This is a genomic window from Luteimonas sp. Soil_N_1, assembly GCF_057656255.1.
Genome location: NZ_JBDGKS010000001.1, coordinates 1,686,081 through 1,700,280, shown reverse-complemented (window position 1 = coordinate 1,700,280; position 14,200 = coordinate 1,686,081). Strand labels below are relative to the sequence as shown.

Here is a 14,200-nt window from a genome sequence, read left to right as displayed (position 1 = left end):
CAAGCTGACGCGCCTGCGTGCGCGCGCCTGCGCCGCGCGCAGTCCGTTCAGTTTCCACCGCGCTACCGCGTGCGTTCCCGCTGCGGAACGTTGGCATGCGCGTTGCTTCCATGGAGCAGCCCCCCGCCTGGTCCAGTCGCATGCTCGTCGGCACCTACAACCCCTTCCTCGTTGTCATCTCTTACGTCGTCGCGGCGTTCGCGTCCTATGTCGCACTCGACATGGCCGGCCGGATCAGCGCAAGCGACGGCCTGACCTCGCGCAGCTGGCTGATCGGCGGCGCGGTGGCGATGGGATTCGGCATCTGGTCGATGCACTTCCTCGGCATGCTCGCCTTCCAGCTGCCGATCCCGCAGGGCTACGACCTCGCGGTGACGCTGTACTCGTTGCTGATCGCGATCTGCAGTTCGGCCTATGCGCTGCACGTGGTGTCGGGACGCGATCTCCCCGCACGCAAGCTCGGCATCGCGGCCCTGATCCTCGGTGCAGGCATCGCCGCCATGCATTACGTCGGCATGGAAGCCATGCAGATGCAACCGGGCATCGACTATCACCCGGGCTGGTTCGCGCTGTCGATCGTGATCGCAGTCAGCGCCGCCGGTGCGGCGCTGTGGATCGCATTCGCACTGCGCCGTGAGGGTGCCGGTGTGGTCCGTGCACGCAGCCTGGCGGCGCTCGTGATGGGCGTGGCCGTGGTCGGCATGCACTACACCGGCATGGCCGCGGCGGGCTTTCCCGAAGGCAGCATCTGCGGCGCGGCGATCGCAGGCGGCATCTCGCCGCAATGGCTGGCGAGCCTGGTCGGCGCGACGACGTTCGCGATCCTCGGCATGGCACTGACGACGTCGGTCCTCGACCGCCGCCTGCAGGAACGCACCACCCTGCTCAGCGATTCGCTCAAGAAGGCGAACCAGGAGCTGACCTACCTCGCCCTGCACGACAACCTGACCAAGCTGCCGAACCGGCTGCTGCTGGAGGATCGCCTCGAACATGCGATCCGCCGTGCAGTGCGCAACGGCAACCGTTTCGCCCTGCTGTTCGTCGATCTCGACGGCTTCAAGTCGGTCAACGATGCCTACGGCCATCCGATCGGCGATCGCCTGCTGCTGCAGGTCGCGCGCCACTTGGCTGCCGAGATACGCGCCGAAGACACACTGGCGCGTCTGGGCGGCGACGAGTTCGTCGTGCTCGCCGACATCCGCGACCCGAGCGATGCGGCGACGCTGGCCGACAAGCTGCTGCAGACCGTCGCGATGCCGGTGCAGGTCGAAGCAGGCGAGCTCAACGTGACCGGCAGCATCGGCATCGCGATCTTCGGCGCCGACGGCACCAGTGCGCGCGAACTGATGGCCAATGCCGACGCGGCGATGTACTCGGCCAAGGACCAGGGCCGCAATGCCTACTGCTTCTTCGAGCCGTCGATGAACCGCGGCGCGCATGCCGAGCTGGCCTTGATCCAGGACCTGCGCCGCGCGCTCGCACTCGACCAGTTCACGCTCAACTACCAGCCCAAGCTCCGTGCACCGGACGGCCCGCTGGTCGGGCTGGAAGCGCTGCTGCGCTGGCACCATCCCGAGCGCGGGCTGGTCATGCCGGACACCTTCATTCCGCTGGCCGAGAAGACCGGCCTGATCCTGGAGATCGGCCGCTGGGTCATCAACGAGGCCTGTCGCCAGCTGATGGAATGGCGCGCGCAGGGCCGTGAGGTGCCGACGGTGTCGGTGAACCTCTCGGCGACCCAGTTCCGCTCGCCGGGGCTGCTCGGCAAGATCAAGGGCGCACTCGCACGCCACGGCATGCCGCCGTCATCGCTGGTGCTGGAGATCACCGAATCGACCGCGATGCACGATCCCGAAGCCAGCCTGGCGATCCTGCAGCGGCTGTCGGCCCTGGGTGTGCAGATCTCGATCGACGACTTCGGCACGGGGTACTCCAGCCTGCTGTATCTCAAGCGGCTGCCGGCCAGTGAACTCAAGATCGACCGCGCCTTCGTCAAGGATCTGGTCGCCGGCAGCGAGGACGCCGCGATCGTCTCGGCCATCATCGCGCTCGGGCGGACACTGAACCTGTCGGTGATCGCCGAAGGCGTCGAGACCGAAGCCCAACAGCGGCTGCTGACCGAACTGGGCTGCACCTCGCTGCAGGGCTTCCACTTCGGCAGGCCCGTGGACGCCGCCGCGATCGGTGCGCGGCTCTAGCCCACGGCCGCCGTCGGCACCCGCACGGCAGCGTCACACGCCAGCCATCACACCCTGGGCGGGGCGCTGTGCGTTGCGTGGACTCAGCGGGTGTCGCTGGTCGTTTCCGCCAGGGCATCGAGCAGGACGTCGAACGGCATCGGCCGTCCGAGGTGATAGCCCTGCGCCTGGTCGCAACCGTGCGCGCGCAGCCAGTCGAGCTGTTCGGCGTCTTCGACGCCCTCGGCGATGACCACCAGTCCCAGACCGTGGCCCAGGGCGATCAGCGCGCGGCAGATCGCGGCGCTGCGGCGGTCGTGGGTGACGTCGCGCACGAACGCGCGATCGATCTTCAGATGGTCGAGCGGCAGTTCGCGCAGGTAGGCCATGCTGGAAAAGCCGGTGCCGAAGTCGTCGATCGACAGGCACAGGCCTTCGTGGCGCAGCGTGCGCATGAGGGATTGCGCATCGTCGGGACGCCGCAGCAGCACGCTTTCGGTCAGCTCCAGATGCAGCGCGCCCGGTGGCAGCGCGTGACGCTCGAACAGCTTGCGGATCGAGTCCGGATTCACGTCGGCCTCGAACTGCACGGCCGAGACATTCACGGCGATCGCCACGTCGCCGAGACCCGCAGCGGCCAGCCGCGCGTGCGTGCGTGCCGACTCCTCCAGCACCCAGCCACCGATCGGCACGATCAGCCCGGATTCTTCGCACAGGGGAATGAACTGCGAAGGCGGGATGTCGCTGCCGTCGGGCTGACGCCAGCGCAGCAGCGCTTCGATCGCGGCCAGGCTGCCGTCGTGGAGACGGTGGATCGGCTGGAAATGCAACTCGAACTCGCCACGCTCATGCGCCCGCCGCAGTTGCCGCACCATCGCCAGACGGCTCGATGCCTGTTCGGCCATGGCCGCGCTGTACTGCACGACCTGCTGGTTCTCGCGCCGCGCATGCAGTGACGCGAGGGCCGCGTGCCCGATGACCTTCTCGGCGCCACCGTCCCCGCAAGGACCGGTGGCCAGCCCGATCCACGCCTCGAGCGGGAACGTGCCGCCTTCGGCCTCGACCGGCATGCCGATCGCCTCGAGCAGCGTGTCGACCAGCGCCCTCATCGCGTGGGGATCGAATGCAGCAACGACGAAGGTTTCCGACGGCATGTAGCCGCAGGCGCCGTACCGCCCGGCGACGGCGTTGAAGCGGGTCGCCGCCTCGCACAGGATGGTCTCGCCGGCACGGCGGCCGAGCGTCGGCGCGATCAGTTCGAGATCGCGGAGCTGGACGTAGGCGATGGCGAATCCGGCACCCGGATCTGCAGCGCAGTGCGCGTCGAGCTGTTCGGCGAGCGCCGCGAGCGTCAGCATGCCGGTGGTGGGATCGTGGTCCGCGCGCCAGGCCAGGTCACGTTCGTAGCGCACGCGTGCACTGACGTCCTCGGCCAGCACGAGGCGCGCCGGCCGACCGTCGAGCTCGATCATGCGCGCGTGCACACAGACTTCGATGTGTCGCCCGTCGCGGGCCATCAGCGTCCAGGGGCGGTCCTGCGTGTCCTGCGCGCTGCCGGGCGCAGGGACTTCGGATCCGACGCCCGGGTCCCCGGGCGCGAGCAGATCGGTGACCGCCATGTGCAGCAGGTCCTCGCGGCTGTAACCGTAGGTCTCGACCGCCGCTTCGTTGACGGCGAGGAAGCGCAGATCCTCGAGATCGTAGACCCAGGCCGGCAGCGGATTGCGCTCGAAGATGTGCCGGAACTGCAGCTCGGCGCGCTCCACTCGCTGCTGCGCATCCCGGCGCTCGGTGACGTCGATGACGGTCCCGGTCATCACCGGCGCGGCGCCGTCGCACACAGTCGCGCCACGCACCTTGAGCCAGCGCACGCTGCCGTCACCCGGTCGCACCCGGTACTCCTGCACGAACGGCAGCCGGTCGATCCGGGCGGCGGCCAGTTCGTCCCGGATGCGGGCGCGGTCGTCCTCGTGGATGCGCTCGAAGAAGGCGTCGACCGGAATCTGCTCGCCCCTGGATGCCAGCCCGTAGAGCGCGGCCATCTCGTCGCTCGCGCGCACCTGGCCCTGCGCGGGATACAGGCGCCACACGCCGGTGCCGGAAGCGAGCTGGGCCTGCTGCAGCCAGTCCGCCTGCTCGGCGACTTCTGCGGCGAGCGCGTTGCGCGCGTGTTCGTCGCGCCGCGCACGCCTGAGCACCAGCGCGAACACCAGCCAGTAGAGCAGTGCCAGCACGAGCGCGCACATCGCGTAGACCCGCCAGGCTGCAAGCGCCTCGTGCAACCCGATGCCGGCACTGACGACGAAGGGGAAGTCACTCGTGTTGCTGAAGGCGACCGCCCGCTCGATGCCGTCGAGCGGGTTGACGAGACGTGTGCCGAGACGGGCGCCTTCCTCCCGGATGCCGACCGGCAGCTCGACCCGCCTGCCCACGTCCACAGCGGGACGCCCGAAGCTTGCCGTGACGATGCCGCTCTGCGTGTAGATCGTCGCGCCGCCCTCGCGACCGGTGTCCAGCGCATCGACCATGCGCTGCAGCTCGGCGGTGCGGAACATCGCGACCAGCCAGCCGCCGTTGCGCGCCGGCAGCGCCAGCGGCAGCACCCAGCCGCCGGTCACGGGCAACGGAGGACCTGCGGTCAGCAGCGCATCGGACGGTGCGAGGGTCGCCACCCAGGCCACGATCCGCGCATCGGTGGTGGGCATGGCCGTGCCCGCGTCGAAATGCAGGATCTCCTCGAGCTCGTCGTGACGGCCCACGACGCCCCGGATCCAGGCATCGAGACGCGCAGACGCTTCGGAGGCAGGCAGCGCCGCATCCGCTGCCTGCTCGGCGACGATGCCGTGCATGGCGCGCTGGATGTTGCGCAGTTCGTAATGCAACAGGCGGTCGACGCCCGTGGCCAGGGCCCGGGCCTGACGCGATGCCGCATCCAGACGCGCCTGGCGGTCGAACAGCACCAGTGCGCACAGGCCCACGGTCAGCACGATTCCGAGCGTGAGGCCGGCATTGCGCATCGCCCGCACGGACCGCAGTCGTTGCTGCGGCCTGTTGTCGGCATCGGTCTCCATCTCGGACGTGTCTGCGTTCCGCAACAGTGTGGCTCACGCTCCCGTCTGCAGGCCCCAGCATGCCGCCAAAGGGACTGAATGCGTCCCTGAGAAAATTCTGAAAGACCCGTAGCGCCTGCTGTATGCGCATCGCCGTCCGATTCACGGCGCAACGTCATGCACGCGCTCACCTTCAGTGGCCCCGACCACGAGAACCGCCGCCATGACGCCTGACGCACCCGGCTCCGCCAACAATCCCGATCAGGTCCAGCAGGCCGACCACGTGGCGGTCAACGACCGCAAGGCGGCTCGTGGTGACGCGTACGCCCATGACAACAACCGGTCCGCCGAAGGCAACGATGCGTCGCTGACATCGGGCCCCGCGTTCGAACGCCGCGTCCACGCCGATGGCAGTGTCGACGCGGTTCCGCCCGAGACCGGTGAAAACGAGGATTCCGACGGGAGGGCGCCGGAAGACCGGGACACCGGAGGCGTCTGAGCGGCGTCGCGGAACGTTGACCTGCCGGACGCGTCCGCAGCCCGGTGGCCGGCGCCTGCCTGACGCAGTTTCGTCGCGATCGATCCGCCTTGCGGTCGCCGACATCGGACGTCAGCACATCGCCCGCCCCGGCCGGCACCTGCGTCACGAAAGCACGCTGCAGGACACAGCATGTGGCAGCGGATCCGCGCACGGCAAGCGTCGATCCCCTAGAATCCGCACCGTCCTCGCCCCCGGAGTTACCGCATGTCGTCTGCCCCGCTCGCCTACCGCCGCGTCCTGCTCAAGTTGTCCGGCGAGGCCCTGATGGGAGACGAGGATTACGGCATCGATCCCAAGGTGATCGGCCGGCTGGCAGATGAAGTGATCGAGGCGCAGAAGGCCGGCGCCGAAGTCGGCCTGGTAATCGGCGGCGGCAACATCTTCCGCGGCGCGGGCCTTGCGGCCGGCGGCATGGACCGGGTGACCGGCGACCAGATGGGCATGCTGGCCACGGTGATCAACGCGCTGGCGATGCAGGATGCGCTCGAGAAGCGTGGCGCGCGTGCGCGTGTCATGAGCGCGATCAAGATCAACGACGTCTGCGAGGACTACATCCGCCGACGCGCGATCCGCCACATGGAGAAGGGCCGCATCGCGATCTTCGCCGCCGGCGTCGGCAGCCCGTTCTTCACCACCGATTCGGGCGCCGCGCTGCGTGGCATCGAAATCGGCGCGGATCTGCTGCTGAAGGCGACCAAGGTCGATGGCGTGTACGACGCCGACCCGAAGAAGGTGCCGGATGCCAAGCGTTACGACCGCCTGACCTACGACGAAGTACTGCGTCAGGGCCTGGAAGTCATGGACACCGCGGCATTCGCCCTCGCGCGCGATTCCGATCTGCCGTTGCGCATCTTCGACATGAGCCAGCCCGGCGTGCTGCTGCGCATCCTGCGCGGCGAAGCCATCGGCACGCTCGTGCAGGGTCGCAGCTGACTGCAGGGCTGCGTGCCGCGCTGCGGCATGCATGCCGGCCCCGTCACCGCTGCCGGGCGCTTATAATCGTCCGATTCCGCACACGGACCGGGGCCTTCCATGCTCAATGACATCAAGAAAGACACGCAGGCCCGCATGGCCAAGAGCGTGGACGCGCTTAAGCACACGCTGGTCAAGGTGCGCACCGGCCGCGCGACGAGCGCGCTGGTCGACCACATCAAGGTCAACTACCACGGCTCGGAAATGCCGCTGAACCAGGTCGCCAGCGTTGCGGTATCCGACGCGCGTTCGCTGATGATCACCCCGTGGGAGAAGCAGATCGTCGGCGCGATCGAAAAGGCGATCCTCGCCTCCGATCTGGGACTGACCCCGAATACCGCCGGCACGACGATCCGCCTCAACCTGCCCGCCCTGACCGAAGAGCGCCGCAAGGAACTGTCGAAGGTCGTGCACAGCGAAGGCGAAGACACCAAGGTCGCCATCCGCAACATCCGCCGCGACGCCAACCAGCAGATCAAGGAACTCCTCAAGGAAAAGCTCGTTTCCGAGGACGATGTGCGCCGCAGCGAAGACGAGATCCAGAAGGTCACCGACTCGGCGATCAAGGACGTCGACGAGGTGGTCAAGGGCAAGGAACAGGAACTGATGACGGTCTGACGGCCCGACCGCAGTCCGCATGAACGAACCGCACACCACCGGCGCCGTCCCGCGCCACATCGCCGTGATCATGGACGGCAACGGGCGCTGGGCCGCGCGCCGCAAGCGTCCGCGCGCCATCGGTCACCGGGCCGGGGCGCGCACGGTCAATCTCTGCATCGACTTCTGCCTCGAACGCGGCGTCCGCGCGCTCACCCTGTTCGCGTTCTCCAGCGAAAACTGGGGCCGCCCCGATGAGGAAGTCGGCGCGCTGATGAAGCTGTTCCTCGGTGCACTGGACCGTGAAGTCGGCGAACTGCACCGTCGTGGCGTGCGCCTGCGCTTCATCGGCGAGCGCGACCGCTTCAGCGATGCGATCCGCGCTCGCATGGCGGCGGCCGAAGCGCTGACCGCCGGCAATACGCGCCTGACACTGGCGGTGGCCGCCAGTTACGGCGGACGCCAGGACATCGCGCTGGCGGCGCGTTCGCTGGCCGAGGATGTCGCGGCCGGTCGCATGCGTCCCGAGCAGATCGACGAGGCCGCGATCGCCAGGCGGGTCGCACTGGCCGACCTGCCCGAGCCCGATCTCTTCATCCGCACCGGCGGCGATCTGCGCATCAGCAATTTCCTGCTGTGGCAGCTGGCCTACACCGAACTGTGGTTCACCGAGACCCTCTGGCCCGAACTGGGCGTCGAGGAACTGGAACAGGCCTTGCGCGTCTACGCGTCGCGCGAGCGCCGTTTCGGACTCACCGGCGAGCAGGTCGCCAACGCCCAGGATGCACCGCCCGTGGAGGGCCACCCATGACATCGACCCGCATCCTCGCCGCCCTGCTGATGGCGCCCGTCGCCATCGCGGCGGTACTCCTGCTCAATACGCCGTGGATGGCCGCGGTCTCGGCGATCATCTTCCTTGCAGCGCTGTGGGAATGGCTGCGCCTGACCGACATCGACGACACCCTCGCCCGCACCGCGCTGCTGCTGCTCAACCTGCTGCTGATGGTCGCGGTGGTCTGGGCATCGGCGACCGGCGGCGGGTCACTGGTGCTGCTGAAGATCCTGGCGATGGTGGGCGTGGGCTGGTGGCTGCTGGCAACCCTGTGGCTGCGCCACTACGACTTCGCGTCCGACCACGACACCAAGGCACGGGTGTTCAAGCTCGCTGCCGGCACGCTGGCGGTGATTCCCGCCTGGGCCGCGCTGTGCGTGATCCACGCAGGCGAGAACGGCGGCCACGGCAACCGCTGGCTGCTGCTGGCGCTGGCGATCGTCTGGGCCACCGACACCGGCGCGTATTTCGCGGGCCGCAAGTTCGGCAAGCACAAGCTGGCGCCGCGCATCAGCCCGAACAAGACCATCGAGGGCCTGGCAGGCGGTGTCGTCGCCGGTGTCGTCGTCGCGGTCGCGTTCGCACCGCTGGCCGGCGCGACGGTGGCGCAGTTGCCGCTGGTCGCACTCGTCGCAGTGCTGACGGTGCTGGCATCGGTGGTCGGCGATCTGTTCGAAAGCCTGCTCAAGCGGCACGTCGGCGCCAAGGACTCGGGCACGCTGATTCCCGGTCATGGCGGCGTGCTCGATCGCCTCGACAGCGTGCTCGCCGCGTTGCCGGTGTTCGCATTCGGCCAGATCTGGCTCGGCTTCTGACGATGCAGTCCGTATCCGCGTGCCGCGGCCGGATGTGCCGCGCATGATCCGCAAGGTCGCAGTTTTCGGCGCCACCGGTTCGATCGGCACCTCGGCGCTGGATGTCATCGCGCGGCATCCTGATCGCCTGCGCGCCAGCGTGCTGGCGGCGGGCAGCAACGTGGCGGCACTGGTCGCGCTGTGTGTCACGCATCGCCCGGACCACGCGGTGATCGCCGATGCCGCGTTGCTCGACGCGCTGGCGACAGCGCTGCGCGACGCCGGCCTCGACACCACGCCGCACGCCGGCATGCCCGCGCTCGATGCGCTCGCCAGCGATGCAGACACCTGCGACACGGTCGTCGCCGCAATCGTCGGCGCCGCCGGACTCGATTCCACGCTGGCCGCGCTGCGCGCCGGCAAGCGTGTGCTGCTGGCCAACAAGGAGTCGCTGGTGCTGGCCGGCGCGCTGATGATGCAGGCCGCGCGCGACGCGGGCGCGACCATCGTGCCGATCGACAGCGAACACAACGCGATCCATCAATGCCTGCCCGCGGACGGCGACTGCAGCGGCGTTGCGCGCATCATCCTGACCGCGTCCGGTGGCCCGTTCCGCGGTCGCGATCGTGCATCGCTCGCCGACGTGACGCCCGCCCAGGCCGTCGCCCATCCGAAATGGTCGATGGGGCCGAAAATCTCTGTCGACTCCGCCACGCTGATGAACAAGGGGCTGGAGCTGATCGAAGCCCACCACCTGTTCGCGACGCCGGTCGAGCGCCTCGATGTCCTCGTGCATCCGCAGAGCCTGGTGCACTCCTTCGTGGAGTTCATCGACGGTTCCACCCTCGCCCAGCTGGGATTGCCCGACATGCGCACTGCGCTCGCCGTCGGCCTGGGCTATCCAGACCGCATCGCCTCCGGCGTGACGGGCCTGGACCTGCTGCAACACGGCCGCCTCGATTTCGAGGCGCCGGATACCGACGCATTCCCCTGTCTGGCCCTCGCCCGCGGCGCATTGGCTGCCGGCGGCACTGCGCCTGCGCTGCTGAACGCGGCCAACGAAGTGGCGGTTTCAGCCTTTCTTCAGGGGCACCTGCGTTTTCTAGCCATTCCCACGCTGGTCGAGCACGTGCTCGACACGCTTCCTGCCGCTGACGCGGCGTCGCTGGCCGTGCTGCGCGATGCCGACGCGCGCGCGCGCCACGTCGCCACGCAGGCGATCGAAACCGGTGCCATCCATTGAGCAAGCGTGATGTCTGAATTCTTCGGCTCGGTGTGGTGGCTGATCGTCAGCCTGGGCGTGCTGGTCACCTTCCACGAGTTCGGCCACTACTGGGTCGCGCGCCGCTGCGGTGTGCGCGTGCTGCGGTTCTCGGTCGGATTCGGCCGCGCGTTGTGGTCGCGCCGCGGCAAGGACGGCACGGTCTACCAGATCGCGATGATCCCGCTGGGCGGCTACGTCAAGATGCTCGACGAGCGCGAAAGCCCGGTGCCGGAAGCCGAAGCACACGAAGCCTTCAATCGCGCATCGGTCTGGAAGCGCATCGCCATCGTCGCCGCCGGACCGATCGCCAACCTGATCCTGTGCGTGGCGCTGTTGTGGGCGATGTTCGTCATCGGCCGGCCCGATTACGCGCCCGTCGTCGGCCAGGCCAGCGGCATCGCCGAAATCTCCGGACTGCGTGCGGGCGACCACATCGACGCGGTCGGCGACCGCGAGACGCCGACGTGGATGGAGGTGCAGCTCGCCCTGCTGCCGGCCGCGCTGGATCGCGAGGACGTCGCCCTGCGCGTGACCGACGAGCGCGACCGCCAGGTCGTGCGCGAACTGCGTCTGTCCCAGCTCCCCCAGGATTTCGACCAGCGCCGCATCACGCCGGCGATCGGCCTGTGGCCGCGGCATCTGCTGCTGCCGGCGGTCGTGGGCCGCGTCGAACCCGAATCCGCGGCCTGGGGCGTGCTGGCCGAAGGCGACCGCCTCACCGCCATCGACGGCAGTCCGGTCCGCGTGTTCGAGGACATCGGCCCGCTGGTGCAGACGCTCGGCGATCGCGGCGGCCAGGCGATGGTCGAGGTCGATCGTGGCGGCGAGCGCCTCGCGCTGGAAATGACCCCCAGGCGCATGGAACTGCCTGACGGACGTGGCGAGTACTGGGCGTTCGGCATCGCACCGCCGCGCGACCTGCCGTTGCCGCCGAAGGACGCCATCCAGCAGTACGGCGTGTTCGCGTCGGTGCCGGCGGCGTTCCACGAAGTCGGCCATCTGACCGGCCAGCTGGTCGGCATGATCGGTCGCGCCTTCACCGGCCGGGTCGCCATCGAGAACACCGTGGCCGGGCCGATCACGATCGCGCGCGCGGCCAATACCTATGCCGGCCAGGGGCCTGCGTGGTACCTGACGATCCTCGCCCTGCTGTCGCTGAGCCTGGCGATCCTGAACCTCCTCCCCATCCCGCTGCTGGATGGGGGACACCTCTTGTATTACCTTATCGAGTTGGTCAAAGGCAGCCCGGTCAGCGAGCGCGCGATGGTGGCCGGGCAATACGTTGGCCTGGCCCTGCTGGTCAGCCTGATGGGCCTGGCGTTCTACAACGACATCCTCCAACTCGTGCGCTGACACCTGCCCCGACCTGGATTCCGCCGCGCGTAATGCGCCGGAACCTCTCCCCTACCCGGATTCAAAGATGACGCGAATGCCTGACCGCCGCCTGCTTGCCCTCGCCCTCGCCGCGGTGATCGCCGCACCGGCCTGGGCCCAGACGGCAGCGAACGCACCCGTGGCCGCGCCGGCACCCGCCGCCCTGCCGCCGTTGGCGCCCCCCAGCGCCAGCAGCTTCACGGTCAGCGACATCCGCGTCGACGGCCTGCAGCGCATCGGCGCGGGCACCGTGTTCACCTACCTGCCGGTCGAGCGTGGCGATTCCGTCAACCCGACCCGCATCAGCGACGCTGTCCGCGCGCTGTATCGCACCGGCTTCTTCGAAGACATCCAGGTCGCGCGTCAGGGCGACATCCTGGTGTTCACGGTGACCGAGCGCCCGGCGATCAACCGGCTGACGCTGACGGGCAACAAGGACATCAAGAGCGAAGACCTGATGAAGGGTCTGAACGATATCGGCCTGTCGGAAGGCGAGACCTTCGACCGCCTCGATCTCGACCGCGTGACCCAGGAACTGGTGCGGCAGTACAACAACCGCGGCAAGTACAACGTCAAGATCACGCCGACGGTGTCGCGCCTGGACCGCAACCGCGTCGACATCGCGATCAACGTCGAGGAAGGCAAGGCTGCCAAGATCCGCCACATCAACATCGTCGGCAACGAGGTCTACGACCTCGACACGCTGACCGACAACTGGGAATCGGGCGAGTCGAACTGGCTCAGCTGGTACCGCCGTGACGACCAGTACTCGCGCGAGAAGCTCGAGGGCGACCGCGAGAAGCTGCACAACTTCTACCTCGACCGCGGCTACATCGACTTCAGCGAAGACAGCATCCAGGTCTCGATCAGCCCCGACAAGGCCGACATGTTCATCACCGCCGGTATCACCGAAGGCGAGATCTACAAGGTGTCGGACGTGCAGGTCACCGGCAACCTGGTGCTGCCCGAAGAGGAAATCCGCAGCCGGGTCTTCGTACAGAAGGACCAGGTGTTCTCGCGTGCTCTGCTCGAACTGAGTTCGGACGCGATCATCGCGACGCTGGGCAACATCGGTTACGCATTCGCGCAGGTGAATCCGATTCCGGAAGTCGACCGTGAGAACCGCACGGTGTCGATCAACATGCAGGTCGTGCCGGGCCCGCGCGTCCAGGTCCGCCGCATCCAGTTCCGCGGCAACGACCGCACCGCCGACGAAGTGATGCGCCGCGAGATGCGCCAGTTCGAAGGCAGCTGGTATTCGCAGGCCGCCGTGGACCGCTCCAAGGTCCGCCTGCAGCGTCTGGGCTACTTCGAATCGGGCAGTGTCAACGTCGAAAGCCAGCCGGTGCCCGGCAGCAACGACGAAGTCGATGTGGTGTTCAGCGTCACCGAGACCACGTCGGGCAGCTTCGTGTTCGGCCTGGGTTACTCGCAGCTGGCCGGCGTCACCACGTCGGTGCAGCTGTCGCAGAACAACTTCCTGGGCAGCGGCAACCGCGTGTCGGTGGAAGCGCAGCGCAACGTCTACCTGCAGCGCTACTCGTTCTCCTTCATGAACCCGTACTTCACCGACGGCGGCATGTCGCTGGGCTACAACCTGTGGTGGCGCGAGTTCGACAACTCCGAGTTCAACACCGCGCAGTACTCCTCGACCAGCGCCGCAGGCCAGACCATCCTGGGCATCCCGCTGACCGAGAACGACTCGATCTCGCTGCTGTTCGGCGTCGACCGCAACCAGATCTTCACCTTCCGCGGCGCTTCGCCCGAGTCGATCGTCGACTACGTCGATGCCTTCGGTTCGCGCACCTTCCACGCGTGGCGCAGCGAGCTGGCCTGGGCGCGCGACACCCGCAACGATTACCTGCAGCCCACGCGCGGCATGATGCAGCGTGTGTCGCTCGAAACCACCCTGCCCGGCTCGACCGCCGAGTACTACAAGCTCAACTACGAGATCTCCAAGTATTGGCCGATCAACCGCCATCTGGTGCTCAACACGCGCGCCGAGCTCGGCTACGGCGACAGCTACGGCAGCGACGTCGTGCGCAATGTGTGCTTCACCGCGCCGACACCGCCCACCGAAGCCAATCCGAACCCGCCAGTGCCGGTCAACAGTGATCCCTGCGACCTGACCTCGCCCGACTACATCCGCACGATCACCGCCAGCGGCCTGCCGTTCTACGAGAACTTCTACGCCGGTGGCCCGCGCTCGGTCCGCGGCTTCCGCGACAACACGCTGGGTCCGCGCGAGTCCGCATTCGGCAGCAGCTTCCTGCAGCCCATCGGTGGTGCGGTCAAGACGATTGGCTCTGCGGAAATGTTCTTCCCGCAGCTGATCAAGTCGCCGGCGGCACGCATTTCGGCCTTCGTCGACTTCGGCAACGTCTACAAGGACGTCGACAGCTGGGACGCGAAGGAACTGCGCGCCTCGGCGGGCGTCGCGCTGATGTGGCGTGCGCCGGTCGGCCCGATCTCGATCAGCTACTCGTACCCCCTGCGCCAGCAGAAGGAAGTGCGCGGTGGCTCGGGTGAGCTGATCAAGCAGGGCGACGAAGTCGAGCGTCTGCAGTTCACCTTCGGCGGCGCGTTCTGATTCAGCGCG

Annotated in this window: 10 protein-coding genes; 9 read left to right on the top strand and 1 reads right to left on the bottom strand. The window is 68.0% G+C overall.

Features of this window, described 5'->3' with window-relative positions; translation table 11 throughout:
• The first annotated feature begins 110 nt into the window (after positions 1-110).
• A complete protein-coding gene (locus AC3A4E_RS07900) occupies positions 111-2,198 on the top strand; it encodes a putative bifunctional diguanylate cyclase/phosphodiesterase (protein WP_487630953.1) in 2,088 nt (695 codons plus the stop codon).
• 83 nt (positions 2,199-2,281) lie between these two features.
• On the opposite strand, the gene AC3A4E_RS07895 is transcribed toward AC3A4E_RS07900, so the two are convergent.
• Complete coding sequence (locus AC3A4E_RS07895; protein WP_487630952.1) at positions 2,282-5,272, bottom strand: bifunctional diguanylate cyclase/phosphodiesterase; 2,991 nt, start codon at positions 5,270-5,272, stop codon at positions 2,282-2,284.
• A gap of 178 nt (positions 5,273-5,450) precedes the next feature.
• Here AC3A4E_RS07895 and AC3A4E_RS07890 point away from each other — a divergent pair, with 178 nt between their 5' ends.
• The 8 genes from AC3A4E_RS07890 (at position 5,451) to bamA (ending at position 14,191) form a co-directional block, all read left to right on the top strand.
• Complete coding sequence (locus AC3A4E_RS07890) at positions 5,451-5,726, top strand: hypothetical protein (protein ID WP_487630951.1); 276 nt, start codon at positions 5,451-5,453, stop codon at positions 5,724-5,726.
• Positions 5,727-5,972: 246 nt separating this feature from the next.
• Entirely contained in the window at positions 5,973-6,701 is a 729-nt protein-coding gene (gene pyrH, locus AC3A4E_RS07885) for a UMP kinase (RefSeq protein WP_487630950.1), read from the top strand.
• A 99-nt stretch (positions 6,702-6,800) separates the two neighbouring features.
• Complete coding sequence (gene frr, locus AC3A4E_RS07880; RefSeq protein WP_487630949.1) at positions 6,801-7,358, top strand: ribosome recycling factor; 558 nt, start codon at positions 6,801-6,803, stop codon at positions 7,356-7,358.
• 19 nt (positions 7,359-7,377) lie between these two features.
• Entirely contained in the window at positions 7,378-8,148 is a 771-nt protein-coding gene (gene uppS, locus AC3A4E_RS07875; protein ID WP_487630948.1) for a polyprenyl diphosphate synthase, read from the top strand.
• On the top strand, positions 8,145-8,984 hold the full coding sequence (locus AC3A4E_RS07870; RefSeq protein ID WP_487630947.1) for a phosphatidate cytidylyltransferase: 840 nt from the start codon (positions 8,145-8,147) through the stop codon (positions 8,982-8,984). The genes uppS and AC3A4E_RS07870 overlap by 4 nt, the downstream gene beginning before the upstream one ends.
• A gap of 43 nt (positions 8,985-9,027) precedes the next feature.
• Positions 9,028-10,206: a 1-deoxy-D-xylulose-5-phosphate reductoisomerase gene (gene dxr, locus AC3A4E_RS07865; protein WP_487630946.1), complete on the top strand. Its 1,179-nt coding sequence runs from the start codon at positions 9,028-9,030 to the stop codon at positions 10,204-10,206.
• A gap of 9 nt (positions 10,207-10,215) precedes the next feature.
• The gene (rseP, locus tag AC3A4E_RS07860; protein ID WP_487630945.1) at positions 10,216-11,580 is read left to right on the top strand and encodes an RIP metalloprotease RseP; all 1,365 of its coding nucleotides are present in this window, start codon (positions 10,216-10,218) and stop codon (positions 11,578-11,580) included.
• Between the two features lie 67 nt (positions 11,581-11,647).
• The gene (gene bamA, locus AC3A4E_RS07855) at positions 11,648-14,191 is read left to right on the top strand and encodes an outer membrane protein assembly factor BamA (protein ID WP_487630944.1); all 2,544 of its coding nucleotides are present in this window, start codon (positions 11,648-11,650) and stop codon (positions 14,189-14,191) included.
• The last annotated feature ends 9 nt before the right edge of the window (positions 14,192-14,200 follow it).

Bases quoted from the DNA above. Each gene is read 5' to 3' on its own strand.
- AC3A4E_RS07900 (WP_487630953.1), top strand. From the start codon at position 111: ATGGAGCAGCCCCCCGCCTGGTCCAGTCGCATGCTCGTCGGCACCTAC.
- AC3A4E_RS07890 (WP_487630951.1), top strand. From the start codon at position 5,451: ATGACGCCTGACGCACCCGGCTCCGCCAACAATCCCGATCAGGTCCAG.
- pyrH (WP_487630950.1), top strand. From the start codon at position 5,973: ATGTCGTCTGCCCCGCTCGCCTACCGCCGCGTCCTGCTCAAGTTGTCC.
- frr (WP_487630949.1), top strand. From the start codon at position 6,801: ATGCTCAATGACATCAAGAAAGACACGCAGGCCCGCATGGCCAAGAGC.
- uppS (WP_487630948.1), top strand. From the start codon at position 7,378: ATGAACGAACCGCACACCACCGGCGCCGTCCCGCGCCACATCGCCGTG.
- AC3A4E_RS07870 (WP_487630947.1), top strand. From the start codon at position 8,145: ATGACATCGACCCGCATCCTCGCCGCCCTGCTGATGGCGCCCGTCGCC.
- dxr (WP_487630946.1), top strand. From the start codon at position 9,028: ATGATCCGCAAGGTCGCAGTTTTCGGCGCCACCGGTTCGATCGGCACC.
- rseP (WP_487630945.1), top strand. From the start codon at position 10,216: ATGTCTGAATTCTTCGGCTCGGTGTGGTGGCTGATCGTCAGCCTGGGC.
- bamA (WP_487630944.1), top strand. From the start codon at position 11,648: ATGACGCGAATGCCTGACCGCCGCCTGCTTGCCCTCGCCCTCGCCGCG.